Raw genomic sequence first — 24,405 nt, forward strand, 5'->3', positions numbered from 1 at the left:
ACGCCGTGGGACTCATAGGCGAGGTGCTGCTGCTGCCGTTCGCTCCGGTGCGCGGTAGCGCCTGGGTGATGAAGCAGGTGCTGCAGGAGGCGGAACGCCTCTACTACGACCCGGCGGCTGTCCGGGCCGAACTCGCCCAACTCGAACAACGGCTTGAGGCAGGTGAGGTCGACGAGGAGGAGTTCGACCGCCTTGAGGACGAACTCCTCGACCGGCTGGAGATCGGCCTGCGCGGCGGCGCGGGGACTGGCGACGGGACGGCACGATGAACCGAGTGGGACTGGGCCTCGCGGTAGGGGCCGGATACGTCCTCGGACGTACCAAGAAGATGAAACTGGCGTTCGCGATCGGCACGGCGGTGGCCGGCAAACGAATGCACCTGAGCCCCAAGGCCATCGGGGACCTGTTGTCCCAGCAACTGCAGAACAACCCGCAGTTCAAGGAGATCGGGGACCAGCTGCGCCAGGATCTGCGCGGCGTCGGCAAGGCCGCCTCAGGTGCCATGGTGGAACGGCAGATCGACTCCCTCGCCGACCGGCTGCACGGCCGTACCTCCCAGGTCCGCGACCAGCTCGCGGGCGTCGTCCCGGGCTCCGCCCAGGACGATGAGGACGACGGGGCGGAGGACGAGTACGAGGAGCCGGAAGCCGAGGACGCGGACGACGAAGAGGCGGAGCAGGCCGAGGACGCGGACGCCGAAGACGCCGAAGACGCCGAAGAGGCCGAAGACGCGGACGACGAGGACGCGGACACCGACGAAGAGGCGGAGCAGGCAGAGGACGCCGACGAGGAGGACGAGGAGGACGAGGAGGACGAGGAGGACGAGGAGGACGAGGAGGAGCCGCGCCGCAGGCCGGCCGCGAAGAAGACCTCGTCCCCGCCGAGGAAGGCCGCCAAGAAGGCGCCCGCGAAGAAGGCGCCGGCGAAGAAGGCGGCTGACAAGTCGCCGGCCAGGAAGGCGCCGGCGAAGAAGACCGGGGCCAAGAAGACGGCCGCCAAGAAGACCGGCTCGGGCGGGAGCGCCACCCGCGGCGCCCGGGCCCGCATGCCGAAGGGAGGCGCTGAGCGATGACCGACACTCTCGGAACGGCGCGGGGCGCCACCGACAAGGCGAAGGACCAGGCCACGGGCAACCCGATCACCGACGTGGTCAAGAGCGAGGCCGCAGACCGGCTCAAGGAAGAGGTGCAGGACTACCTCTCCGCCCAGGCCCAGCGCATGCTGACCGGCCTCGGCCACAAGCTCGGCGAGACCACGGGCAAGCTGAACGACATCGCCGAGGGCAACAGCCCCGGCTTCGCCAAGCTCGCCCTCGACGGCGGCAAGAAGCTCGCCGAGGGCAAGGGCCCCCTGCGCAGCGCGCTGGAACTAGGCGCCTCCCGCGCCAAGGACAACGTGGTCGGCGCGTTCAAGAAACTCGGGGGCGGCAAGGGCAAGAAGCGAGGGTCCGGTCAGAAGCCGACCGTCATCATCGAGTTCATCGACGTCGGCGTCCCGCTGCGCACCGCCTACGACCAGTGGACCCAGTACCAGGACTTCAGCACCTTCGCGAAGGGCGTCAAGAGCGCGAGCCGCGCCGACGACACGCACTCCGACTGGCAGGCGAAGGTCTTCTGGTCCAGCCGCAGCTGGAAGGCGACCACCACCGAACAGGTGCCGGACGAACGGATCTCCTGGTCCTCGGAGGGCGCCAAGGGCACCACCAAGGGCGTGGTCTCCTTCCACCAGCTCGCCGAGAACCTCACCCGTGTCCTGCTGGTCATCGAGTACTACCCGACGGGCTTCTTCGAGAAGACCGGCAACATCTGGCGCGCCCAGGGCCGCCGGGCCCGGCTCGACCTCAAGCACTTCGCCCGGTTCATCACCCTCAAGGGCGAGGTGGACGAAGGCTGGCGCGGAGAGATCCGTGACGGCGAGCTCGTGAAGAGCCATGACGACGCCGTGGCCGAGGAGGAGGAGCAGGAGCAGGAGGAATCCGCCGAGGACGGCGAGGCGGAGGGCGCCGCGGAGGACGAGGAGGCGGACGAGGACGAGGAGGAAGGCCCGTACGCCGAGGACGAGACCGAGGCCGAGGACGAGGAGGAGCCCGAGGCCGACGAGGAGCAGGAGGGCGAGTACGACGAGGAGGAGCCGGAGGAGGATGAGGAGCCGGCGGCCGAGGACGAGGTCGAGGAAGAGGACGAGTACGAGGACGCCGACGGCGGGAGCCGACGATGACAACCCCCAGCCGAGTGCCCGAACCCTGGGGCCAGGGCAGCGGCGCCAACCTCGCGGACATTCTGGAACGCGTCCTCGACAAGGGCATCGTCATCGCCGGCGACATCCGCATCAACCTGCTCGACATCGAACTCCTCACCATCAAACTGCGCCTCATCGTCGCCTCCGTCGACAAGGCCAAGGAGATGGGCATCGACTGGTGGGAGGACGACCCGGCGTTGTCCTCCCGCGCCCGCCACAAGGAACTCGCCCGGGAGAACGCCGAGTTGCGTGAACGACTGGCCCAACTGGAGCCCGCCCGCGCCGAAGAGGAGGCACAGTGACAGGACTGCGGTACGTGTACGCCGTCTGCCGCCCCTTCGGCACGCCCCTGCAGGCCCAGCTGACGGGCGTGGCGGGTGACCCGCCCAGACTGCTGCACCACCACGGTCTGGTCGCCGTGGTCAGCCACGTGCCGGAGCGGGACTTCGCCGAAGGTCCGCTCCACAGGCATCTGGAGGACCTGGACTGGCTGACCGCGACCGCCCGCGCCCACCAGGGCGTGATCGACGCCCTCACCGTCGTCACCACCCCGCTGCCGCTGCGGATGGCCACCGTCTTCCGCGACGACAGCGGGGTGCGCGTGATGATGGAGGAACGCGAGGAGGCGTTCCGGCGCACCCTCGACCGGTTGCAGGGGCGGGTGGAGTGGGGCGTGAAGGTGTACGCCGAAACAGAGAGCAAGGACAAGGAGACCCCTGCGGAGAAGCCCGCGTCAGGCCGTGACTATCTGCGCCAGCGGCGTATGAAGGTGCGGTCGAACGAGGACCTGTGGCAGCAGGCGGAGACCTTCGCGAACCGCCTGCACGAAACGCTGTCCACCTACGCCGAGGATTCCCGGCTGCACGCCCCGCAGAACGCCGCCCTTTCCGGTGCCTCCGGACAGAACGTGCTCAACGCGGCCTATCTCGTGTCGCGCACGGAATCCGAGGAATTCGTGGAACTCGTGGACCGCACGAAGGGCGAGGTGCCGGGAATGCGGGTGGAACTCACCGGCCCCTGGGCCGCCTATTCGTTCTCCGGTGACCCGGCGTCCGGTGACCCGGTGTCCGGTGACCCGACTCAGAAGGAGGACCGGTGACGGCGATCGAACGCCGCGAGGTCGCGCTGGTGGACCTCCTCGACCGGCTGCTCGCCGGCGGGGTCGTCATCACCGGCGACATCACCCTGCGCATCGCCGACGTCGACCTGGTCCGCATCGACCTGAACGCCCTGATCAGCTCGGTGAACACACAGGTGCCGTCGCCGTTTGGGGAGCTGCTGTGACCGAGCGACACAACCGGCTGGACCTCGAACCCGACACCGTCGAGCGGGACCTGGTCAAACTCGTCCTGACCGTGGTGGAGCTGCTGCGGCAGCTCATGGAACGCCAGGCGGTGCGCCGCTTCGACGAGGGGGAGCTCAGTGAGGACCAGGAGGAGCGCATCGGACTCACCCTGATGCTGCTCGACGACCGCATGACCGAGCTGCGCGAGCGCTACGGACTGCGGCCCGAGGACCTCAATCTGGACCTCGGGCCGCTGGGACCTCTGCTTCCCCGGGAATGAGACCCGGGTGCATTCATCTGTTCTGCCGAAATCTGTCTTGTCGAAGTTCTACCGGGAGTGGACCCGCGCCGGGTCCACTCCCGGTTCATTCACCACCTGTACCAGCGACCCCTGCCTCCGCCCGCGGTCGTACCCCGCATCAGGAAGCCCAGAAGCCACAGCACCAATACGACCAGCGCAATCCACCAGAGCAGTTCCACTGCGAATCCGGCGCCGAAGAGAATCAGCACCAGAAGCAGCACGAGCAAGATGGGAACCATAGTGTGAACCTCCTGTTCTCCGGGTTTCCCGGAAATGGAGATTCAGGCTTACTTTCGGCACACAATTTCTCCGTGCAGTACACAGAACCAACCGTCCTCGTGTCCGCCCCACCCCCGCCACGCCTCCGACACGGCCCGCAGCTGCTGTGCGGTCGCGTGCCCGCCCTCCACCGCCCGCCCGGCGTACTCCGAGGCGACGGTGCGGTCGGCCCACAGGCCGCTCCACCACTCCCGCTCCTCGGCCGTCGAGAAGGTCCAGGTGCCCGAGGTCGTGGTGATGTCCGTCAGGCCCGCCCGCAGCGCCCAGGACTTCAGCCGCCGCCCGGCGTCCGGCTCGCCGCCGTTGGCGCGGGCCACCCGCCGGTACAGCTCCAGCCAGTCGTCCAGGCCCGGCGTCCGGGGGTACCAGGTCATCGCCGCGTAGTCCGAGTCCCGTACGGCGATCAAGCCGCCCGGGGCGGTCACCCGGCGCATCTCCCGCAGTGCCTGCACCGGGTCACCCACGTGTTGCAGCACCTGGTGGGCGTGGACCACGCAGAACGTGTCGTCCGGGAAGTCCAGGGCGTGCACGTCCGCGACCGCGAAATCGACGTTGGCCAGACCGCGAGCGGCGGCCGTGGCCCGTGCCTGGTCCAGGATGCCCGGCGCGTGATCGACCCCGGTGACGTGCCCGTCCGGGACCAGCGCGGCCAGATCGGCGGTGATCGTGCCGGGGCCGCAGCCGATGTCCAGGATCTTCATGTGGGGCTTGAGCGAACCGAGCAGGTAGGCCGCCGAGTTGGCGGCGGTGCGCCAGGTGTGCGAACGCAGCACCGACTCGTGGTGGCCGTGCGTGTAGACGGCGGTCTCCTGTGACTTCGACATGGGTGTGCTCCCTGTTCGGCGTCTCCTCGGACACGCCTCACGCTACGCGCGTATGTCGAATGATGAGACCGCCGTTTTGCCATCTGGACTGACGGGTGATCAGTTTCCGGTCAGGGGGCGGTACACCGTCAGCGCCTCGGGCAGCTTCTCCAGCGTCACCTCGCCCGCCACCTCGGTGACCTCACCGTCGTAGGCGAGGAGCGTGCCCGGGGCGACGCCGGTCAGGTCCAGCCGGTGCACCTGGACCGCCGCGTGGGCGGGGGAGCGGGTCAGCGGCCCGGCCACCGCGGCGGCGAGCAGCCGCAGCGCGGGCCGCCGTCCGCCGTGCACGACCCGTACGTCGAGCCGGCCGTCCGCCAGGTCGCGGCGACGGCCGGGCGCGAGACCCATCCGGTGATAGGTGCCGTTGCCTGCGAACAGCAGCCACAGCGGCCGGCACTCACCACGGAACCCGGCCTCCAGCGGATGCCGGTCGGCGCGCACCACGCGCAGCGCCGCGAGCACGCCGGCCGGCCAGCCACCGATCCGCGAAGACCACCGCTCCCGCTCGCGCACCAGCTCCGGATACACACCGAGGCTGCAGGTGTTGAGGAAGACGCCCTGCCGCTCGCCGCAGGCGAAGCGGCCCACGTCCACCCGCACACCCTCACCCTCCCGGACGGCCCGGCTCAGATCGCGGACCCCCTCCACGCCCAGGTCGTAGGCGAAGTGGTTCAGCGTGCCGCCCGGCAGCACCGCCAGCGGCACACCGTGCCGCAGGGCGATCTCGGCGGCCGTGTTGACCGTGCCGTCGCCGCCGCACACGCCGAGCACCCGGGCGCGGGCCGCCGCCTTCTCCAACGCGTCCCGCACATCGGCCGGTTCACACTCCACGACCTCGGCGCCCGACAGGCTTTCCCGCAGCGCGCGCACCCGGTCGGCGGTGCCGGAGGCGGTGTTGCTGACGACGACCAGGCCCTCTCCGTCGGGCAGCGAGGGAACGTCCGCGCGGGGGCGGGCGGCAGGCAGCACCTGGGCGCGGGTCGGCACCAGGCGCCGTACCGCGAACGCCGCGCCCACTCCCAGGGCCGCGCCCGCCAGCACGTCGCTCGGGAAGTGGACACCGGTGTAGACGCGGGACATGACCACCGAGAAGGCGGCCGGCGCCACCACCGCGCCCCAGGACGGCGACTCCAGGGCGACTCCGGCCGCGAACGCGGCCGCCGACGCCGAGTGGCCGGACGGGAACGACGTGGTGATCGGCTGCCGCTTCAACTGCCGCACCAGCGGGACCGGGTCCAAGGCGGGCCGCGTGCGGCGCACCGAGCGCTTGCCGAGGGTGTTGATGGTCAGCGAGGCCAGGCTGAGCGAGGCGAGGCCCCGCGCGGCCGCCCGGCGGGCCCGCGGGGTGCGGACGGCGGCCATCGCGGCCGCCGTCGCGAACCACAACACCCCGTGGTTCGCGCTGCGGCTCAGGCGCGGCAGGACCGGTTCGGCGGCCGGCCAGTTCCGCTCGGCGGCGAACTCGAACAGCCGGCTGTCGAGAGCGAGCAGCCGGTCGCGCACCGCGTGCGCGCCGGGCTTCAGGACGGTGAGGTCGACGTCTGGGCTCATACGGTGCCGGGTACCCTGCAGTGGCCGTTTCCTGTCCGTCGGGCGGCGCACCGGAGGGTCCCCCATGCGTCTGCTGCTCATCCGTCACGCCCAGACCCCCAGCAACGTGCGGTTCCTGCTGGACACTGCCGTCCCGGGCCCGGGCCTGACCGAACTCGGCGGGCGCCAGGCCGCCGCTCTGCCCGAGGCACTCGCGGGCGAGGACATCGACGCCCTGTACGCCTCCACCCTCGTCCGCACCCAGCACACCGCGGCCCCGCTGGCCGCCGCCCGCGGCCTCGACGTGCGCGTCCGGGACGGCATCCGGGAGCTGTCCGCGGGGGACCTGGAGATGCTGCCCGGCCACTCGGAGCACGGCCGCGCCTACATGGAGACGGCCTTCGCCTGGTCGGCCGGCGACACGCGGCGGCGGATGCCGGGCGGGGAGAGCGGGGCCGAGGCGCTGGCACGGTACGACAGCGTGGTCGCGGAGGCCGCGGCGAGCGGGGCCGGGGCGGTCGCCATGGTCAGCCACGGCGCTGCCATCCGGATGTGGACGGCCGCCCGCGCGGACAACGTCGAGGTGTCCTTCGCCGCCGCCCGCCCGCTGGAGAACACCGGCGTGGTGATCCTGGAGGGGTCGCCCTCGGACGGCTGGAAGGCCCTGTCGTGGGCGGGCGCGCTGGTCGCACCCGCCGGTGAGGGCGGCCCCGCGGGCCGGCCCGTCGACGCGGAGTGAGGGATTAACGGTTTGCCCGGCCCGGCCCACGGCCCGCAGAATGCGGCCTCATGGGACATCTGGAAGCCGCACACCTCGAGTACTACCTCCCCGACGGGAGGGCGCTGCTCGGCGACGTGTCGTTCCGGGTGGGCGAAGGCGCCGTCGTGGCCCTCGTGGGCCCCAACGGCGCCGGCAAGACCACCCTGCTGCGGCTGATCTCCGGCGAACTCAAACCACACGGCGGGACCGTCACCGTGAGCGGCGGCCTGGGGGTGATGCGCCAGTTCGTGGGATCCGTACGGGACGAGACGACCGTACGGGACCTGCTGGTGTCGGTCGCGCCGCCCCGTATCCGGGAGGTCGCCCGGGCCGTCGACAAGGCCGAGCACGCGATCATGACCGTCGACGACGAGGCCGCGCAGCTCCAGTACGCGCAGGCCCTCTCCGACTGGGCCGAGGTGCGCGGCTACGAGGCCGAGACGCTGTGGGACATGTGCACCATGGCCGCGCTGGGCGTGCCCTACGACAAGGCGCAGTTCCGTGAGGTGCGCACCCTCTCCGGCGGCGAGCAGAAGCGGCTGGTGCTGGAGGCGCTGCTGCGCGGCACCGACGAGGTGCTGCTGCTCGACGAGCCCGACAACTACCTCGACGTGCCCGGCAAGCGCTGGCTGGAGGAGCGCCTGAAGGAGACCCGCAAGACGGTCCTCTTCGTCTCCCACGACCGCGAACTCCTCGCCCGCGCCGCCGAGCGGATCGTCTCCGTCGAACCCTCGCCCACGGGCGCCGACGCCTGGGTGCACGGCGGCGGCTTCGCCACCTACCACGAGGCCCGCCGCGAACGCTTCGCCCGCTTCGAGGAGTTGCGCCGGCGCTGGGACGAGAAGCACGCCCAGCTGAAGAAGCTCGTCCTCAACCTCCGTCAGGCCGCCTCCATCAGCCACGAGCTGGCCTCCCGCTACCACGCCGCCCAGACCCGGCTGCGCAAGTTCGAGGAGGCCGGGCCGCCGCCCGAGCCGCCCCGCGAGCAGGACATCACGATGCGCCTGAAGGGCGGCCGCACCGGCGTCAGGGCCGTCACCTGCGAGGGCCTCGAACTCACCGGCCTGATGAAGCCCTTCGACCTGGAGGTCTTCTACGGCGAACGGGTCGCCGTCCTCGGTTCCAACGGCTCCGGCAAGTCGCACTTCCTGCGGCTGCTGGCCGGCGACGACGTGGCGCACACCGGGATCTGGAAGCTCGGGGCGCGGGTGGTGCCCGGGCACTTCGCCCAGACGCACGCCCACCCCGAGCTGGAGGGCCGTACGCTCCTGGACATCCTGTGGAAGGAGCACGCCCAGGACCGGGGCGCCGCCATGTCACGGCTGCGCCGCTACGAACTCACCGGTCAGGCCGAGCAGAGCTTCGAGCGGCTCTCCGGCGGCCAGCAGGCCCGCTTCCAGATCCTCCTGCTGGAACTCCAGGGCGTGACCGCCCTGCTGCTGGACGAGCCCACCGACAACCTCGACCTGGAGTCCGCGGAAGCCCTCCAGGAGGGCCTGGAGGCCTTCGACGGCACGGTCCTCGCGGTCACCCACGACCGCTGGTTCGCCCGCTCCTTCGACCGCTACCTGGTCTTCGGCAGCGACGGCCGGGTGCGGGAGACGGCCGAGGCCGTGTGGGACGAACGCCGGGTGGAACGGGCCCGCTGACCGCCCGACGACCCGAGAGGGCCCGGTGACCCGGAGGTCACCGGGCCCTTTCTCGCGGGGCTCAGCCGCTCACGTCCAGCGCAGCAGCGCGCCCAGGCCGCCGACCGGTGCGTCGGCCTCGGTCCACTCGGCCAGCGTGGTCACCGAGATCGCCGGGGCGCCGGTGGCGACCGCGGAGCGGATCAGCGCGTCGTCCGCGCGGGCCGACCAGGAGTTCTGCTCACCGAGGATCTTCAGTTCGGTGCGGCGCATCGCCAGCTGGTCGGGGTCCTCGCCGATCCACACCTCGCGGTGCGCGTCCGGACCGTCCGGCCGGATCAGCAGCGCGTCGATACGGTGCTCACGGGCCGCCTCGACCAGCGCGGGCACGCCCTCGACCGCCCCGGGCCGACCGTCGTCGCCCGGCTCGCGGGCCGCCAGGAACCGCTCCAGCTCCTGCTCCGTCCGCTGCAGCACGTGCGCGGCGCGGGCCTGCTCCACGTCCTCGTCGAGCAGCCTGCTGCCGGCGCCGTGCGGAGCGTGCACGACCAGGTCGTGCAGCCGCTTGGGAAGCCGCTCGTGCACGGACCGCCGCTCCCGGTCGTCACCGACCAGGATCAGCAGGTCGGCCCGCGTCTCCTCCTGCGAGACGGCCAGCGCGTCGGCGATCTCCGCCGCGTTGTGCTCCCAGGTGTTCTCCACCCGGAGCTGGAAGTGCCGCTCCGACCAGTCGGCCGAACTCGTGCGGTGCACGGGGTACTGACGGCCCGCGACCGTCCCGGCCGCCCGCCGTCCCAGGCCGCTGCGCAGCTCGAAATCGGCGCCCTTGCGGTCGACGTAGGCGACGATGCACAGCGGGTCCTCCCCGGCCAGCTCCAGCAGCGGAGCGGTGTGCGGCAGCGGCGCCCAGTGAGCGCGGTCGCCGTCCGGCGCCCTGGTCAGCGGCGTGTCCAGGACCACCTCGCCGGCCCGCGCGAACAGCGCCCGGCCGTGCGGCTCGGGGGAGTGGGCCAGTGCCTCGACGGCCTCCCGTACGGCCCGGCAGGTGGCCTCGTCGGCGCCCTGCCGGGACAGTTCCCTGGACAGCGCCACCGCCGTCAGCTGCCGTTCGTGGGCCATGGACTCCGTATGGCGGGAGGTGTCGACATAAACGGAGGCCCAAGGGCCCGGGTGTTCGTAGAGTGGATGCAGAAAAGCGAGATCCATGGCTCCCTCCCGGATGCCGCTGGGGGTATTGCGTCCCGGGCGGGTACCCGAACCTCATGGACGAACACGACGAGCGGGGCACACGATGACCGGAGTCGACCCCAGCAGCCTGGACGAGCAGCAGCTCATGAAGGAGCTGGAGACCATCCACCGCACACGCCACGACGCCCTGCTGTACGGGTCGAACGACGCGCTGCGCGCCCACAACGAACGCATGGCGCAGCTGGAGGGCGAGTACCTGCGCCGCAACCCGCGCCGCCCGGTGGCCGCGGGCCGCACCCGCGAGGGGGCCCGGGAACGCGAGAGCGGGGAGTCGACGACTCCCCGCCCCTGAGACCGCGCCCGAGCGCCCTGTCAGGCGCTCTCCTGGGCGAACACCTCGAGGAACGCCTGGCAGAACGCCTTCAGGTCGTCCGGCTTGCGGCTGGTGACCAGCTTGTTGGAGCCGTGGTCACAGATTTTGACCTGCTCGTCCACCCAGGTGCCGCCCGCGTTGCGGATGTCCGTCCGCAGACTCGGCCAGGAGGTCAGCACCCGTCCGCGTACGACGTCCGCCTCCACCAGCGTCCACGGGGCGTGGCAGATCGCGGCCACCGGCCGGCCCTGCTCGAAGAAGTCCTTCACGAACGCCACGGCCTTCTCGTCCATCCGCAGGAAGTCCGGGTTGGCCACACCGCCCGGCAGCACCAGCGCGCCGAACGAGTCGGCCGACGTGTCGCCCACGACCTCGTCCACGGGGAACGTGTCCGCCTGGTCGAGGTGCTCGAACGCCTGGATCTCGCCGGACCGCGTCGACACCAGCACGGGTTCGTGCCCCGCGTCCTTCGCCGCCTGCCACGGCTCGGTGAGCTCGACCTGTTCGACGCCCTCGGGTGCGGTCAGAAACGCGATGCGCATGATGGTTCAACGCCCTTTCCTGAGAAGAAAACGGATGCGGTGGCGGGTGCCGGCGCCGACCTCGGCGACCTGGCCGCGGCCTCGCCTCACGTGCCGGCCCGGCCGTCGTCCGGCAGGGCCCGGCTGATGTCGGCGAGCGTCGAGTCCGGGTCCTCGGCCTCGGCGAGGTCGGCGAGGCTCACCACCCCGACCGGCACCCCGCCCTCGAGGACCGGCAGCCGCCGCACGGCGTGCTCACGCATCAGCGCGGCCGCCGCCGACACCGAGTCGCCCGGCCCGACCACCACCGGATCCGGCGTACACACCGCCCCGGCGCTCGTCGTCAGCGGGTCCGCGCCCTCGGCGACGGCCCGCACCGTGATGTCCCGGTCGGTGAGCATGCCGACGACGTCCTGCCCGTCGGCCACCAGGACGTCGCCGATGTCCTGGGCGCGCATCAGCCGCGCCGCCTCGACCAGCGAGGCGTCCGGGCGTACGGCGACCACGCCGGGCGTCATGACGTCCTTCACGAAGTCGGTGGACACTACGAGGCCTCCCTCCGGGTCAGCGCCTGCGCCAGTTCCTGCGCGGTGGCGTAGGTCTCCTTGCGCGGCAGCCGCTCCACGGCCTCGGTGAGGGCGTCGGGGGCGTGCTTGCGGCGCAGGCCTCGGGCCAGTTCCACGGACGTCGCCGGGAACGAGCCACGGCCCAGGATCCGCGCCGCCTCCAGACGCACGGCCTCCATCGACGTCCCGGCCCGGCCGGGCGTCACGGGACCGCCCCAGATCTCCGGATCGTCGTCGGCGGTCGGCTCCGGGTCGTGCCACTCCTCGCTGCGCGTGGGGTGGCCGGACTTCAGCAGCCCCTGAAGTTCGTGCTTCATCTCGTCGTCACGGTGGCGGCTCAGCCGGTCGCTGCCTCGCTGCATGTCTCCCTCCAGATCCCTCGGGTGGCCACCGCGTACCCGAGCACCGGACGCCGACACCGGGTTTGCACCCCCGATGACGGGAGACCCGGAGCGAGCCCCCCGCGCACATTCCTGCAGAAGGACAGGCCATGGCGGTGCTCGCTGTGATCATCCCGTTCCTCATGCTCGGCGTGGTGCTGGCCATGGGCCGCTACGAGGAGCTGCTGCTGCCGAAGGAGGACGCCGACCGGCACGAACCGGCCGTCGCCCCACCCCCGGTCGCCGCGGTCACTTCTTCGCCCGCCCCGGCAGGAACTCCCGCACCTTCGCCCTGAACCCCTGCCTGACCATGGAGCCGCGGTCCGCGTCGCCCTTGAGGACCGACGCGGCCGTGGCCTCCGTCTGGGCCCCGGGTGGCGAGCGGGGGGACCGGCGGCAGGGCCGGGCCGGTCAGGAACTCGATCACGGCCGGGCCATCCCCCCTCGACCCAGGCATGTTTGTGCCCGGAGGTCGGGGGCAGGCGGACTGTCAGTGCTTCGGACCGGAGGCACGTCCGTGGGAGCGGCGAGACGCCGCCACGGCCGCGCCTGTCCGAACCTCGCAGACGCCCCCCTCACGGTGACCGTCCATCCCAGAGCACCTCCCAGGGAGTTGCGACGCACCATGCCGACCAAAGCGAGCGCGAAGCACCATCCGCACAACGACGCCCCCGACACCGCGCCGGCGTTCCGCGAGCTCGCCGGGCTTCCTCCGGGACACCGGCGTGACACGCTCCGTGCGGAGATCGTCGAAGCCTGGCTGCCCATGGCCGACCGGCTCGCGGGGCGTTTCCGCAACCGTGGCGAGAGCTACGACGACCTGCGCCAGGTCGCGGCCCTCGGCCTGGTCAAGGCCGTCGACCGCTACGACCCCGAACGCGGCAACGCCTTCGAGAGCTACGCCGTCCCCACGATCAGCGGCGAGATCAAGCGGCACTTCCGCGACCACATGTGGACCCTGCACGTGCCGCGCCGCGTCCAGGAGCTGCGCAACCGCGTCCGCTTCGCCACGCAGGACCTGTCCCAGACCATCTCGGGGCGCCGGCCCACCGTCGCGGAGATCGCCGAGCAGGCGAACATGAGCGAGGAGGACGTCCGGGTGGGCCTGCAGGCCCTCGAGAGCTTCACCGCGCTGTCCCTCGACGCGGAACTGCCCGGCAGCGAGGACGGCTACTCGCTCAGCGACGCGCTGGGCTCGCCGGATCCCGCGCTGGACACGGTGGTGGACCGCGAGTCGGTCAGGTACCGGCTCGCCGCCCTCCCCGAGCGTGAGCGGGCGATCCTGTACATGCGGTTCTTCGGGGACATGACGCAGAGCCGGATCGCCGAGCAGCTGGGCATCTCACAGATGCACGTCTCCCGCCTGATCAACCGCTGCTGCTGCCGACTGAGGGAACAGGTCATGCGGGACGCGGCCGCCTGACGGGAGCATGCGGGGCGGCGTCGGGCCTGCCAAGCCTGAGCTAGGCCCCGGCCCCGGCCCGGCCTCACGCGTGCGGGCCGCCGCCTCGCCCCACGGGGGTGTGCGCTGATGAGGCGCACGGGTGGCGTGCCGGCACACACGCCCACCGGCGCGCGCCCCCGGCCAGGCCCGCAGGCCCTCGGTCAGGCCCGCAGGTGCCCGTGCCGGCCGCGCCCCGCGACCGCCCGCCGCGCCCCGCGACCGCCCGCCGCGCCCCGCGCTCCCGCGCCCGTCGCGCCCCGCGCCCGTCGCGCCCCGCGCCCGTCGCGCCCCGCGCCCGTCGCGCCCAACGCCCGTCGCGCCCCGCGCCCCCGCGCCCGGCCGCGCCCCGTGACCGCGCGCCCGGGCACGCCCCGTGACCGCGCGCCCGGCGGTCACCCGCTCGGCCCTCCCCGTCCCGCGAATGGTGGTCGGCCGCGCGCGGTGGGGTGGTGGGCGGGCTGTGATGGGGGCGGGGGCACGGCGGTCGTGCCTCCGCAGCCGTCGGCCGAAGGAGTTCTCCCCATGCGCCGCAGCGCCCGCGCCCTGTCCGTCGCCGTACTGGCCGGTGCCGCCCTGGGCATCGCCGGGCCGGCCGCTCTGGCGGAGCCGGCCGCCGAGGTCAGCCCGAGCAGCGCCGTGCCGGGCGGCAGCGTGACCGTGTCCGTCTCGTGCGACCCGACCGGAGGCGCCGCGCCGGCCACGATGGACGCCGCCTCGGAGGCCTTCGAGGCGGGCACCGTACGACTGCGGCTGGTCTCCGGCAACGAGGACGAGATCGTCGGCCCCGCCTACAGCGGCACCGCCCGCATCGGGCCCGCCGACACCCTGGAGGGTGAGGTGGAAGGGGTCGGCAGCGACTCCGCGTGGACCGTCGACGGCACCTGCCCGGCGGCCCCCGGCGGACAGGGCAAGCAGTGGAGCGCCACGTTCACCGTCGCCCGGGCCGGCACCCAGCCGTGCGCCGAGTCGCACACGGAGTCCTGCGCCTCCGCCCACCCCTGTACCGAGTCGCACGCCGGCACCTGCCCCAGCACCCGACCCTGCGCCGAACCGCACGCCGACTCCTGCGGCGGGGCGGTGGTCCCGCGCGGGGTGCAGGCCGGCGAGGGCGGGTCCTTCACCGACTCCGTGCCCGCGCTGGTCGCCGGCGGTGTGCTGATCGCGGGCGCGTGCGCCGGCGCCGTCTACCGACTGCGCCGCGGGAAGCCCACCGCCGACGTCTGACCGGGCCGCCGCGCCGTGTGATCCGCTCGACCCGGACCGGCACCCATGCCACAGCGCCCCGCTGGGTACTCACAGCCCGAGGGCACGACCCGCACCACCCGCCCCGAACACGCCGGCGGCGACCGACGGCAGAACAGGAAAGCCCGAAGCCCCCCACCCCGGAGGTACGTATGCCGCGGACGGACCCGGAAGGCCATGGCCCCGTCCGTTTCGGGCCGCCGCTTCCCGAGGACGGGCTGCCCGTGCTGCCCGAGCTGTCCGCCGTACTCGCCGCCGCGGCCGGCCGCGGCGGCGGCGAACCGGCCGGCGGCGGCCGCACCCTGCTGGAAGCCGCCTGCGGCTACTGGGCCCGGCGCGGCCTGCCCACCGAGCCCGACCGCGTGGCCGCCGCCCCCGGCTCGCCGCCCCTGCTGCTCGCGCTCACCGCAGCGGTCGGCGGAGACGTCCTCGTGCCCCGCCCCTGCGCCGCCTGGTGGGCGCCGTACGCGCGTCTGCTGGGCAGACCCGCGTTTCATGTGGCGACGTCGGTGGAGAGCGGCGGCGTGCCGGATCCGTACGCCCTCCTGGAGACCGTCCGCCGGGTACGCGACGAGGGCGGCGACCCGCGGCTGCTGGTGCTGTCCGTGGCCGACGACCCCACCGCCACCGTGGCGCCCCCCGAACTGCTGCACGAGGCACTCGAGGCGGCAGTGGGCGAGGGGCTGCACCTGGTGAGCGACGAGACCTGGCGCGACACCGTGCACGACCCGCACGGGACCGTTCTGCTCAGCCCGGCCGAGATGCTGCCCGGCAAGGTCACCGTCGTCTCCGACCTGGCCGGTGCGCTGCTGCCGGCCGGCTGGCCGGCCGCCGTCGCCCGCTTCGCCGAGGGCGAGACCGGCGAGGTCCTGCGCGCCCGCGTGCTCGACGTGCTCACCGCGCTCGGCGCCCGGGTCGCCGCCCCGGTCGCCGCGACGGCCGCGTACGCCCTGACCGAACCCGAGCCGCTGACCGCCCGCGTCACCGCCGCCGTACGCCTGCACGCGCGCGTGGCCGCCGCCGCGCACGAGGCAGTCGTCGCGGCCGGCGGCCTGGCGCGTCCCCCGCAGGCCGGCCGTCATCTCTACGCCGACCTCGGCCCCCTGCGGTCCGCGCTCACCGCGCACGGGGTCGGCGACGCCCAGGAACTGGAGGACTTCCTCACCGCCCGGCTCGGCATGCCCGCACCGGGGGGCCACCGTTTCGGCGACGACCTCGGGGCGCTGCGCGTGCGTCTGTCCACCGGCTCGCTGCTGGGCGGCACGGACGAGGAACGCGCGGAATGCCTGCGTTCACCCTCGCCGTTGGAACTGCCACACGTGCGAAGCGCGTTGATCCTTCTGGAATCGGTACTCGATGATCTCCATGACGACGCTCAGCGACGGGAGCCTCCTCGATGACGCAGCAGTCCGAGTCGACCACGAGCACACCTGCCCACGACACCGATGCTCCGCCGGCCCGGTCCCCCCTCGCTCCCTCCACGGCCCCCAGACCGCTCGGTGAACGCCGCGTGTGGCCGCGGTCCTTCCACGACCGGCTGACCGCCCCACTGCCCGACCTGAAGTCCATGGCCCGCTTCGCCCGCGAAGGCTCCATCCGCCCCGGCCCGGAGGGCCTCGCCGACATCCCGCGCCTGCCCTTCGCCCCCGGCCCGCTGCCCCGCGTGGACGCGCGGACGATCGCCGTCTCCTGGGCGGGGCACGCCAGTTGGGTCGTTCAGATCGGTGGGCTGACCGTCCTCACCGACCCGGTCTGGTCCCGCCGCATCCTCGGCACCCCGGCCCGTATCACCCCCGTCGGCATCCCCTGGAGCGCCCTGCCGCGCGTCGACGCCGTCGTCATCAGCCACAACCACTACGACCACCTGGACGCGCCCACCCTGCGCCGACTGCCCCGCGACACCCCGGTGTTCGTGCCGGCCGGACTCGGCAACTGGTTCCGCCGGCGCCGGTTCACCGGCGTCACCGAGCTGGACTGGTGGGAGGCGGCCGAACTGGGCGGTGTCCGCTTCGACTTCGTCCCCGCCCACCACTGGTCCAAGCGCTCCCTCACCGACACGTGCCGTTCCCTGTGGGGCGGCTGGGTACTCACCGACTCCGACGGCCTGCGGGTGTACTTCGCCGGCGACACGGGCTACGGCCACTGGTTCGCCCGCATCGGACAGCGCTACCCGGGCATCGACCTCGCCCTCCTCCCCATCGGCGCCTACGACCCCCGCTGGTGGCTCAGCGACGTCCACTGCGATCCCGAGGAGGCGGTCCGCGCGGCACAGGACCTCGGGGCACGCCGTATGGCCCCCATGCACTGGGCCACCTTCGTGCTGTCGGCGGAACCAGTGCTGGAGCCGCTCACCCGCGTCCGCGCGGCGTGGCAGAAGGCGGGACTGCCCCGAGAGGACCTGTGGGACCTCCCGGTGGGAGGCTCCCGCACCCTCGGCTAGGCCCCAGCGGTCCCCGGCCGGCTCTCCGTACCCGCACCCGCCGGCCGGGCCGCGGCTGGCCCCGGCCTACCCGCACCCGCCGGCCGGGCCGCGGCGGGCCCCGCCAGAGGTGTCCGCAGAGGCGAGAGCGCGTGCCGGGCGTCGCGGGGCAGGCGGGACTTCGCGGACCACCCCCTAGGCCTTCGCGGGGCGGCGGATCCGCTTCCACAGGCTCGGCACCACGCTGATCAGCACGGTCAGCGCGACCGCCGCAAGCACGCCCTCCCAGGGCTCGCTGAACAGCGAACCGCCCAGTATCCCGATCAGCTGGTACGTCACCGCCCAGGCCAGGCAGGCCGGGAGGTTGCCGCGGGCGAAGCGGCGCATCGGCCACTTGGCCATCAGACAGGCCAGCATGATCGGGAGGCGGCCGGCCGGTACCAGCCGGGACAGCACCAGGACCGCCACCCCGTGGTCGGTCAGCTTCTCCTGCGCCTGGGCGAGCCGCTCCTCGGGCGCGCGCGAGCGGATCGCCTCCAGCCAGCGCGAGCCGTTCTTCGACTTCATGCCGCGCCGGCCCAGCCAGTACAGGGCCATGTCGCCGAGGAACGCGGCCGCCGACGCCGTCACGAACACCAGCGCCAGCGAGAACGGCGCCGTCTGGTGAAAGGCCACCACCGCCGCCGAACTCACCAGGGCGCCCGTCGGCACCACCGGCACCAGCGCCCCGAGCAGTACCAGCACGAACAGCGTCGGATACCCGATCGCCTGCTGGGCGGGCCCCGGTGTCACGCCCGTCGTGGCGACGGCGAGCCAGTTCACCGGGCGACCTCCAGCCGCACACTCTCCCCGTGCCCGAGCCGGTGCACCGCCACCCGCGGCGCGCGCTCGGCGGCGAGGCGCACGAACTCCTCGCCCGGCGCGTGGAACTCGTGCGGGCGCACCGCGTCCATCCCGATCGGCCAGTACGTGCCGTAGTGCACCGGCACGGCGCTGCGCGGCGCCAGCCGGGTCAGCGCCTCCGCGGCCCGCCCCGCGTCCAGATGGCCCTCCCCGAGGTAGGGCCCCCAGCCGCCCACCGGCAGCAGCGCCGCGTCGACCGGCCCGACCTCCTTCGCCATCTCGTCGAACAGGCCGGTGTCCCCGGCGAAGTACGTGCGGGCCTCACCTTCGACGACATAACCGAGGGCGGGGCAGCGGTGCGGTCCGACCGGCAGTCGCCGACCGTCGTGCCGGGCGGGCACCACCCGCACCGTGATGTCGCCGACCGTGGTCTCGTCCCCGGGCGCCACCTCGGATATCCGCAGATGCGCGAGCCGGCGCAGCGCCGGTACCGCGTGTGGTGCGCCCCGGGGCACGAGCAGGCGCGTGCCCGGTGCGAGCCGCGCCAGCGAGGGGACGTGCAGATGGTCCGCGTGCAGATGGGAGACCAGCACCACGTCCGCACGCCAGGCCGCGGGCGGCGGCAACGCCCCGCGGCGGCGCCGCAGATGCGCGAGGCGGCGGGCGAACAAGGGGTCGGTGAGCACACGTACGTCCGAGTCCGTGACCGTGCACGTGGCGTGACCCCACCAGGTGATCTCCACCGGCACCTCTTTGCCTCCTTCGCGCGACTCCCCGAAGCCTACGGGCAGGAGTAGGGTCGGCGGCGAAACGCGGAGGTGAGGGGGACTCCATGGGAGATGTTCGCGGTGCGCCCGTGCGTCCGTCGTTGCGCGTGACGGCGATCGCCAGTCTGACGCCCCTGGAGGAGCTCGACGACGACCCCTTCCTGGTCGACTCCCGCAGCCAGCACGCGATGTGTTCCCGCTGGGCCGCCGAGCGGGGCTACGTCGTCACCCGGGAACTTCTCGTGCGCGGACTGCGTCCCGACCACGGCGTCCTGTGGGAGGGCGTGCGGCCCGGCCGCGATCTGTTCGTCGCGCCGAGCCTGCGCGTTCTGCGGAGCGCCCTGTCGTCGGTCGAGGAGTTCACCGCCGAGTGCGTACGACGCGGGGTACGGGTCGAGACGGTGGGCCGCGCGGAGCCGTCGTACGACGCCCAGATGAAGGCCCGGGTGCACCGCAGGCTGTCGATGCCGACGGCCGGGTACGACGGGCGTTAGGTGAGCTGTTCGGGAACGTCGGTGACGGGCTGACGAACAGGCGCTTCCACCAGGCCCGAACCGGCTTGTATGACAGGCTGGCCCCGGGCCCGCGCCGATGACGGGCCGGGCCGGGACGTGAGGTGTGCTGGGCGTGCGTGCAGGGCGTTGGCGGCGGGTGGCCAGTCAGGTCGGGCGGAGCGTCGCGGTGTGGGCCGTCTCCACCCTCACGATGCTCGTGCTGGCGGGCATCCTGCCGGACTTCCGGCTCCAGTCCGCCGACGGCGACAGCGCCACGGACATCGCCGTCACCGCCGCCTTCGGTGCCGGCGCCTTCGGTCTGCTGTCGGCGCTCGTGTGGCCCCTGCTGGTACGGCTGCTGCTGCTCGTTCCGGCCCTCGTCCTCGGACTGCTGGTCTTCTTCCTCAACGGCGCGCTCCTGCTGCTGGCGCTGCGTCTCAACCCCACCGAGCAGGGCGACGCCGCCCCGGAGACCGCGGTGGTGGTCGCCGCCGTGATGTCCGCCGTCGCCTCGGCCACCGGTGCCGCGCTGGCCGTCCGTGACGACGACGCCTACCGGCGCCGCCTGTACCGCCTCGCCGACCGCCGCCGCAGAGCCTCGCCGGCCGGACCGGCCGGCCACGGCACCGTCTTCATGCAGCTCGACGGCGTCGGCCACGACGTCCTGCTGGACGCCGTCGGCCGGGGCCTGATGCCCACCGTGGCCCGCTGGCTCGGCGCCGAGGCCGCCCCCGGGCGCAGGCCCAGCCACCGGCTCACCCCCTGGCGTACCGACTGGTCCAGCCAGACCGGCGCCAGCCAGCTGGGCATCCTGCACGGCCACAACCACGACGTGCCCGCCTTCCGCTGGTACGAGAAGGACCGCGGCGAGGTGATGGTCTGCAACCGCCCCACCAGCGCCGCCGACCTCCAGCGACGCGCCGTCGAGGCCACCGGCGACGGCGGACTGCTCACCTTCGACGGCGCCAGCCGCGGCAACCTCTTCTCCGGCGGCGCCGACGAACAGGCCCTGGTGCTGTCCATCGCCACCCGCCGCCGCAGCCGCGAGAACCGCTCCCGGGCCGGCTACTTCGCCTACTTCTCCGACCCGGCCAACGCGGTGCGCACCGCGATGTCCTTCGTCGCCGAGGTCGGCCGCGAGATCGGCCAGTCCACCCGGGCCCGCGTGCACAAGGTGCGCCCGCGGGTGGGCCGGGGCGGCCTCTACCCGCTCGTCCGCGCCTTCGCGACCGTCGTCGAACGGGACGTCGTCGTGGCCGCGGTGACCGGCGACATGCTGGCCGGCCGCACCGCCGTCTACGCCGACCTCGTCGCCTACGACGAGGTGGCCCACCACTCCGGGCCGCGGAGCCGCGACGCCGCCAAGGTCCTCGAACGCCTCGACCGCTGTCTCGCCCTGATCGAGAACGTCGCCGAGCACGCCCCGCGTCCGTACCGCATCGTCGTCCTGTCCGACCACGGCCAGAGCCCCGGCGAGACCTTCCGCACCCGCTACGGACTCACCCTGGGCGACCTGGTCCGGGCCGGCTGCGGACTGCCCGTGCCCCGCAAGGCGCGGCGCACCCACAGCGGCGCCGAGGCCCGCGCCGCCGTACGCGCCGCGCTGCGCAGGCCCGTCGAGGAGGGCCGCGAGGAGTACCGGCCCGCCGACCACCCCTCGGAACCGATCGTGCTGGCCTCCGGCAACCTCGGCCTGGTCTCCTTCCCGGACGTGGGGCACCGCATGAGCAAGGAGGAGATCGACGCCCGCCACCCGGCCCTGCTGACGACGCTCGCCAACCACCCCGGCGTCGGCTTCCTGCTGGTGCGCAGCGAGGAGCACGGCGGAGTCGTCCTCGGCCCGTTCGGCGCCGAGATCCCGCTCGACGAACTCGACGACAACCCCGGCCCCCTCGCCGACTTCGGCCCGGGCGCCGCCGACGTCGTACGGCGCACGCACTCCTTCCCGCACACCGCCGACATCATGGTCAACTCCTGGTACGACCCCGCCGAGGGCGAGGTTCTCGCCTTCGAGGAGCAGATCGGCTCGCACGGCGGCCTCGGCGGCGCCCAGGCCAAGCCCTTCCTGCTGTCGCCGCTCGCCCTGTCCGCACCCGTCGAGGCGGGCGCCGAACTCGCCGGCGCCGAGCACGTCCACCGGGTGCTGCGCCGCTGGCTGCGGGAGACGCACGGCCCCCAGGTGCCGCTGTCCGACCCCCAGGACCGGCGCGCCGCCTGAACCCGCACCTCGGCGGCGTGCGGGCGCGGCGGTCGTCCGGCGCAGCCCATCTCCCGCGCTGCGCGGCAGGGGCCGCGGGGAGATTTCGGTCGGTCCGCTCGGCCCGCGCCGTGCGGGCGTAGACCTCGACGGGTGCTACAGCCGCGGCCTCGACCTGCGGATCGTGTGCCGTGACGCGGCCCCGCACCGCGCCGGCTGCCCGCCGGTCACCGAGCCGCATGCCTGAAGCCGCGGGGACGAGGCCGCCCTGCGGCGCCCGTGGACCGGTCTTGTGGGTGGGCTGAGCCGGAGTGTGATCGGATGGGGCCCGTACCCCGGAACCGGGAACCACACGAAAGGAATGACCGTGGCCACCACGCGCTCCGCACACACCGTCTGGGAAGGCAACCTGCTCGAGGGCAACGGAGTCGTCACCTTCGACTCCTCCGGCGCCATCGACGAGCAGCCGGTGACGTGGGCTGCCCGCACCCAGGAGGCGAACGGCAAGACCAGCCCCGAGGAGCTGATCGCCGCCGCCCACTCCAGCTGCTTCTCCATGGCGTTCTCGCACGCCCTCGCGGGGGCCGGCACCCCGCCCACCAAGCTCGTCACCTCCGCCGACGTCACCTTCCAGCCGGGCGAGGGCATCACGGGCATCCACCTCACCGTCGAGGGCACGGTGCCCGGCCTGGACGAGGACGGCTTCGTCGCCGCCGCCGAGCAGGCCAAGGTGAACTGCCCCGTCAGCCAGGCCCTGAAGGCCGTACCGATCACCCTGTCCGCGAAGCTCGCCTGACCGGACCGGCGCACCGAGACCGTCGCGCGGGCGGCCCCACCCGGGGCGGCCCGCGCGACGGTCGGTTCGTGACCGGGGGGTGGGGTATCAGGATGACGGTGTCGAAAGGGATGCGATGGTGCCGACAACATCCGGCGGATCGGCGGTACTCGACTCCGCCACGCGTGAACTCACCCGCGCGGTACTGCTGTTCAGCCTGTCCGGTCGGATGCGTCCGGACCGCTCCCCACTGGGCGCCCTGGTCGACCGCTACGACTTCGGCCGCTTCGAACCGCACCTGCGCTCCAGCGAGCAGGTGCTCCCGGTACCGGTCCTGACCGAACGCGCCGCGCCGGAGGACCTGCACCTGCCGCACGGCAGCCACGGACTCACCCTGGCCTCGGTCGAGATCACCGTCGTCGCCACCCCGCGCGGCGACACCACCCTGCTCCTGGACTGCGCCTTCGCGGGCGACACCGAGCCCGCCGCCCTCGCCGCGTGGCTCGCGGACACCTGCTTCGAACGCGAGCGGATCCGCCTCGGCGACCGGCCGCTGCTCGACGTGCTGAACGAGCGGCTCGCCCTGCCCGCCCCGCTCGCCCTCGGCCAGAACGTGCACCAACTCGTCTTCCCCGGCGGGCGGTTACTGCGCGAGCTGCTCGCGGCCGGGATCGACGGCCCGACCGGGCGGCCCGCCCTGCTGAACGCGCTCGTCTACCGCGGCAGGCTGCCCGCGCACCACGACCGGGACCTCGACGCCACCACGCCGCCCAACCTGCGCGACCACGGCCTCACCCTCTCCGCGCACGGCCGTGGCGTCTCCGTGCAGGCCGGCTGGGCGCCCCACGTGGAGAACAGCCTCACCCTGGTCGCCCTCGGCATGATCTCCGCGCTCGCCGCCCTGCAGCGCACCCGCCTCACCGCCTTCGAGACGATGCGGGCCAACGAACGCGTCACGACCGACTCGCCGTACGAGGTCCGCTCCCTGATCTCCCGGCTCTCCGCGGGCGTCAACGAACTCCAACTGGACCTGGCCTTCGGGGTGGAGGCCTACGTCGACAGCCTGCTGATCCCCGAGATGCTCATGGAGGGCTTCCAGAGCTCGCTGCGGGACGCCCTCGGCATCCGCGACAGTCTCGACAACTCGGCCCGCATGGTCGAGCGCCTCACCTCCGTGATCAGCGCCCGCTCCGCCGCCCTGGACGCGGAACTCGCCGAACGCGACGACCGCCGCGCCCGCACCGTCTCCGGGCTGGTCGCCGCGGCCACCCTGATCGCCCTGCCGCCGACCCTGCTGCTGACGTTCTTCGGGGTCAACGGCACCGACGTCGACGCCGGCCACTCCATCCTCGACCTGCGCCACTACGGTGCGGCGTACACGCTGGCCTGGCTTCCCTTCGTCGTCCTCGTCGTGATCGGATACCTCCGGCTCAGGCGGGTCAGCCGACGCTCCGGCACCTTCCTGTCGCCGCCCGACGGCGGTCGGACCGCTCCCGTGCCCCCGCCCCGACCCGCCTCCGGGAGCTGAGCCGACCATGCCGCGACGACCCGCCGTGTCGGCCCACCGGGGAGGATCCGAACGCGCCGGCGCCGCCACCTGGGCGGCGTACGAGGACGCCGTCGAGTCCGGAGCCGAGTACGCCGAGTTCGACATCCGGCGCACGGCCGACGGCGTCTTCGTCGTCTACCACGACGCCAGGGTGGCCCGCACCGGCCCGCTCGTCTCGCGGATCACCCACGCCGAGCTGAGCGACCGCGCCGGGTACGCGGTGCCGGTCGTCGACGAGGTGATGGCCCTGATCGCCGGGAAGCTGGTGGGCCATCTCGACCTGAAGGAGACGGGCCACGAGCGTGAGCTGATCGACCGGGCGATCGCCCTGCTCGGCGTGGACGGCTTCGTCGCCACCACCTTGGAGGACCCGTCGGTCGCCGCCATCGGGTCGGCGTTCCCCGCGGTGCGTACGGCGCTGTCGCTGGGCCGGGACCGGCGGGAGGTCGGCCCGGTCCGGCTGGCGGGGACCCGGCTGAGCGAGCTGCTGCCGATGCGCCGGGTGCGCGCCTGCGGTGCGGACGGGGTGGCCGTGCACCAGGGGCTGGCCCGCGCGAACGTGCTGCGCGAGGCGGCCCGGCACGGCCTGTTCACCATGGTGTGGACGGTCAACGAGGACGCGCCGATGCGGGCCTTCCTCGCCGACCCGCGGGTGGACGTCCTGGTCACCGACCGCCCCCGGCGGGCGGTGGCCCTGCGGGGCGGGAGGCAGGACGAGCGCCGACTGGGGTACCCGTCCCGGTGAGCGGAGCCGCCCACT

Annotated in this window: 28 protein-coding genes and 2 pseudogenes; 20 read left to right on the plus strand and 10 right to left on the minus strand. The window is 73.2% G+C overall.

What is annotated here, in order from left to right; translation table 11 throughout:
* Positions 1-5: 5 nt before the first annotated feature.
* Genes AQJ84_RS02620 through AQJ84_RS02650 form a run of 7 tightly spaced genes read left to right on the plus strand, consistent with a single transcriptional unit; the run spans position 6 to position 3,803 of the window.
* On the plus strand, positions 6-269 hold the full coding sequence (locus AQJ84_RS02620; protein ID WP_030040755.1) for a gas vesicle protein GvpG: 264 nt from the start codon (positions 6-8) through the stop codon (positions 267-269).
* Positions 266-1,072: a hypothetical protein gene (locus AQJ84_RS42850; RefSeq protein ID WP_053190270.1), complete on the plus strand. Its 807-nt coding sequence runs from the start codon at positions 266-268 to the stop codon at positions 1,070-1,072. Before AQJ84_RS02620 ends, AQJ84_RS42850 begins: the two co-directional genes overlap by 4 nt.
* A complete protein-coding gene (locus AQJ84_RS02630) occupies positions 1,069-2,217 on the plus strand; it encodes an SRPBCC family protein (protein WP_053190269.1) in 1,149 nt (382 codons plus the stop codon). Before AQJ84_RS42850 ends, AQJ84_RS02630 begins: the two co-directional genes overlap by 4 nt.
* Positions 2,214-2,540 (plus strand): gas vesicle protein, encoded by a 327-nt coding sequence (locus AQJ84_RS02635; RefSeq protein WP_030040752.1) that lies wholly within the window; start codon positions 2,214-2,216, stop codon positions 2,538-2,540. Before AQJ84_RS02630 ends, AQJ84_RS02635 begins: the two co-directional genes overlap by 4 nt.
* A complete protein-coding gene (locus AQJ84_RS02640; RefSeq protein ID WP_030040751.1) occupies positions 2,537-3,337 on the plus strand; it encodes a GvpL/GvpF family gas vesicle protein in 801 nt (266 codons plus the stop codon). The genes AQJ84_RS02635 and AQJ84_RS02640 overlap by 4 nt, the downstream gene beginning before the upstream one ends.
* On the plus strand, positions 3,334-3,522 hold the full coding sequence (locus tag AQJ84_RS02645) for a gas vesicle protein (RefSeq protein WP_030040750.1): 189 nt from the start codon (positions 3,334-3,336) through the stop codon (positions 3,520-3,522). The genes AQJ84_RS02640 and AQJ84_RS02645 overlap by 4 nt, the downstream gene beginning before the upstream one ends.
* Positions 3,519-3,803 (plus strand): gas vesicle protein K, encoded by a 285-nt coding sequence (locus AQJ84_RS02650; protein WP_030040749.1) that lies wholly within the window; start codon positions 3,519-3,521, stop codon positions 3,801-3,803. Before AQJ84_RS02645 ends, AQJ84_RS02650 begins: the two co-directional genes overlap by 4 nt.
* An 89-nt stretch (positions 3,804-3,892) precedes the next feature.
* On the opposite strand, the gene AQJ84_RS02655 is transcribed toward AQJ84_RS02650, so the two are convergent.
* The 3 genes from AQJ84_RS02655 to AQJ84_RS02665 form a co-directional block, all read right to left on the minus strand.
* The gene (locus tag AQJ84_RS02655) at positions 3,893-4,063 is read right to left on the minus strand and encodes a hypothetical protein (protein ID WP_030040747.1); all 171 of its coding nucleotides are present in this window, start codon (positions 4,061-4,063) and stop codon (positions 3,893-3,895) included.
* 48 nt (positions 4,064-4,111) lie between these two features.
* The gene (locus AQJ84_RS02660) at positions 4,112-4,927 is read right to left on the minus strand and encodes a class I SAM-dependent methyltransferase (RefSeq protein WP_053190268.1); all 816 of its coding nucleotides are present in this window, start codon (positions 4,925-4,927) and stop codon (positions 4,112-4,114) included.
* 99 nt (positions 4,928-5,026) lie between these two features.
* The gene (locus AQJ84_RS02665; protein WP_053190267.1) at positions 5,027-6,520 is read right to left on the minus strand and encodes a bifunctional phosphatase PAP2/diacylglycerol kinase family protein; all 1,494 of its coding nucleotides are present in this window, start codon (positions 6,518-6,520) and stop codon (positions 5,027-5,029) included.
* Positions 6,521-6,584: 64 nt separating this feature from the next.
* Between AQJ84_RS02665 and AQJ84_RS02670 the strand changes: the two genes are divergently transcribed.
* Together AQJ84_RS02670 and AQJ84_RS02675 are read left to right on the plus strand one after the other, a co-directional pair.
* Positions 6,585-7,238 (plus strand): histidine phosphatase family protein, encoded by a 654-nt coding sequence (locus tag AQJ84_RS02670; protein WP_030040744.1) that lies wholly within the window; start codon positions 6,585-6,587, stop codon positions 7,236-7,238.
* Positions 7,239-7,288: 50 nt separating this feature from the next.
* Positions 7,289-8,908: an ABC-F family ATP-binding cassette domain-containing protein gene (locus AQJ84_RS02675; RefSeq protein ID WP_053190266.1), complete on the plus strand. Its 1,620-nt coding sequence runs from the start codon at positions 7,289-7,291 to the stop codon at positions 8,906-8,908.
* Positions 8,909-8,977: 69 nt separating this feature from the next.
* On the opposite strand, the gene AQJ84_RS02680 is transcribed toward AQJ84_RS02675, so the two are convergent.
* Complete coding sequence (locus AQJ84_RS02680; RefSeq protein WP_030040743.1) at positions 8,978-10,093, minus strand: baeRF2 domain-containing protein; 1,116 nt, start codon at positions 10,091-10,093, stop codon at positions 8,978-8,980.
* 56 nt (positions 10,094-10,149) lie between these two features.
* Between AQJ84_RS02680 and AQJ84_RS02685 the strand changes: the two are divergent.
* Positions 10,150-10,427 (plus strand): annotated as a pseudogene (locus AQJ84_RS02685) (DUF6158 family protein).
* 20 nt (positions 10,428-10,447) lie between these two features.
* Here AQJ84_RS02685 and AQJ84_RS02690 read toward each other — a convergent pair.
* The 3 genes from AQJ84_RS02690 to AQJ84_RS02700 all read right to left on the minus strand — a co-directional run bounded on the left by AQJ84_RS02690 (position 10,448) and on the right by AQJ84_RS02700 (position 11,897).
* The gene (locus AQJ84_RS02690; RefSeq protein ID WP_030040740.1) at positions 10,448-10,990 is read right to left on the minus strand and encodes a type 1 glutamine amidotransferase domain-containing protein; all 543 of its coding nucleotides are present in this window, start codon (positions 10,988-10,990) and stop codon (positions 10,448-10,450) included.
* 86 nt (positions 10,991-11,076) lie between these two features.
* Positions 11,077-11,487, minus strand: a complete 411-nt coding sequence (locus tag AQJ84_RS02695; protein ID WP_053190292.1) for a CBS domain-containing protein — start codon at positions 11,485-11,487, stop codon at positions 11,077-11,079.
* Between the two features lie 26 nt (positions 11,488-11,513).
* A complete protein-coding gene (locus AQJ84_RS02700; protein WP_030040738.1) occupies positions 11,514-11,897 on the minus strand; it encodes a DUF2795 domain-containing protein in 384 nt (127 codons plus the stop codon).
* Positions 11,898-12,025: 128 nt separating this feature from the next.
* On the opposite strand from AQJ84_RS02700, the gene AQJ84_RS02705 reads away from it, so the two are divergent.
* Complete coding sequence (locus AQJ84_RS02705) at positions 12,026-12,211, plus strand: hypothetical protein (RefSeq protein ID WP_030040737.1); 186 nt, start codon at positions 12,026-12,028, stop codon at positions 12,209-12,211.
* Here AQJ84_RS02705 and AQJ84_RS43840 read toward each other — a convergent pair.
* A pseudogene (locus AQJ84_RS43840) lies at positions 12,165-12,354 on the minus strand (thiamine pyrophosphate-requiring protein); the annotation flags it as partial. The gene AQJ84_RS02705 and the pseudogene AQJ84_RS43840 overlap by 47 nt on opposite strands.
* A 186-nt stretch (positions 12,355-12,540) precedes the next feature.
* On the opposite strand from AQJ84_RS43840, the gene AQJ84_RS02710 reads away from it, so the two are divergent.
* The 4 genes from AQJ84_RS02710 to AQJ84_RS02725 all read left to right on the plus strand — a co-directional run bounded on the left by AQJ84_RS02710 (position 12,541) and on the right by AQJ84_RS02725 (position 17,041).
* Positions 12,541-13,338: an RNA polymerase sigma factor SigF gene (locus tag AQJ84_RS02710; RefSeq protein WP_030040736.1), complete on the plus strand. Its 798-nt coding sequence runs from the start codon at positions 12,541-12,543 to the stop codon at positions 13,336-13,338.
* 543 nt (positions 13,339-13,881) lie between these two features.
* Positions 13,882-14,583, plus strand: a complete 702-nt coding sequence (locus tag AQJ84_RS02715; RefSeq protein WP_030042914.1) for a hypothetical protein — start codon at positions 13,882-13,884, stop codon at positions 14,581-14,583.
* 170 nt (positions 14,584-14,753) lie between these two features.
* Positions 14,754-16,001 (plus strand): aminotransferase class I/II-fold pyridoxal phosphate-dependent enzyme, encoded by a 1,248-nt coding sequence (locus tag AQJ84_RS02720; protein ID WP_053190265.1) that lies wholly within the window; start codon positions 14,754-14,756, stop codon positions 15,999-16,001.
* Positions 15,998-17,041, plus strand: a complete 1,044-nt coding sequence (locus AQJ84_RS02725; RefSeq protein WP_030042911.1) for an MBL fold metallo-hydrolase — start codon at positions 15,998-16,000, stop codon at positions 17,039-17,041. Before AQJ84_RS02720 ends, AQJ84_RS02725 begins: the two co-directional genes overlap by 4 nt.
* Positions 17,042-17,215: 174 nt before the next feature.
* On the opposite strand, the gene AQJ84_RS02730 is transcribed toward AQJ84_RS02725, so the two are convergent.
* Together AQJ84_RS02730 and AQJ84_RS02735 are read right to left on the minus strand one after the other, a co-directional pair.
* Positions 17,216-17,842, minus strand: a complete 627-nt coding sequence (locus AQJ84_RS02730; RefSeq protein WP_030042910.1) for a DedA family protein — start codon at positions 17,840-17,842, stop codon at positions 17,216-17,218.
* The gene (locus AQJ84_RS02735) at positions 17,839-18,612 is read right to left on the minus strand and encodes an MBL fold metallo-hydrolase (RefSeq protein ID WP_030042909.1); all 774 of its coding nucleotides are present in this window, start codon (positions 18,610-18,612) and stop codon (positions 17,839-17,841) included. The genes AQJ84_RS02730 and AQJ84_RS02735 overlap by 4 nt, the downstream gene beginning before the upstream one ends.
* 83 nt (positions 18,613-18,695) lie before the next feature.
* Between AQJ84_RS02735 and AQJ84_RS02740 the strand changes: the two genes are divergently transcribed.
* The 5 genes from AQJ84_RS02740 (at position 18,696) to AQJ84_RS02760 (ending at position 24,390) form a co-directional block, all read left to right on the plus strand.
* Positions 18,696-19,124 (plus strand): hypothetical protein, encoded by a 429-nt coding sequence (locus tag AQJ84_RS02740; RefSeq protein ID WP_051870126.1) that lies wholly within the window; start codon positions 18,696-18,698, stop codon positions 19,122-19,124.
* 124 nt (positions 19,125-19,248) lie between these two features.
* On the plus strand, positions 19,249-21,342 hold the full coding sequence (locus AQJ84_RS02745; protein ID WP_107082613.1) for a phage holin family protein: 2,094 nt from the start codon (positions 19,249-19,251) through the stop codon (positions 21,340-21,342).
* Positions 21,343-21,688: 346 nt separating this feature from the next.
* The gene (locus AQJ84_RS02750; protein ID WP_030042906.1) at positions 21,689-22,117 is read left to right on the plus strand and encodes an OsmC family protein; all 429 of its coding nucleotides are present in this window, start codon (positions 21,689-21,691) and stop codon (positions 22,115-22,117) included.
* Between the two features lie 115 nt (positions 22,118-22,232).
* A complete protein-coding gene (locus tag AQJ84_RS02755; protein ID WP_030042905.1) occupies positions 22,233-23,624 on the plus strand; it encodes a hypothetical protein in 1,392 nt (463 codons plus the stop codon).
* A 7-nt stretch (positions 23,625-23,631) separates the two neighbouring features.
* Positions 23,632-24,390: a glycerophosphodiester phosphodiesterase family protein gene (locus AQJ84_RS02760; RefSeq protein WP_030042904.1), complete on the plus strand. Its 759-nt coding sequence runs from the start codon at positions 23,632-23,634 to the stop codon at positions 24,388-24,390.
* The last annotated feature ends 15 nt before the right edge of the window (positions 24,391-24,405 follow it).

Origin of the sequence: Streptomyces resistomycificus (genome assembly GCF_001514265.1) — a bacterium.
Classification (GTDB): Bacteria; Actinomycetota; Actinomycetes; order Streptomycetales; family Streptomycetaceae; genus Streptomyces; species Streptomyces resistomycificus.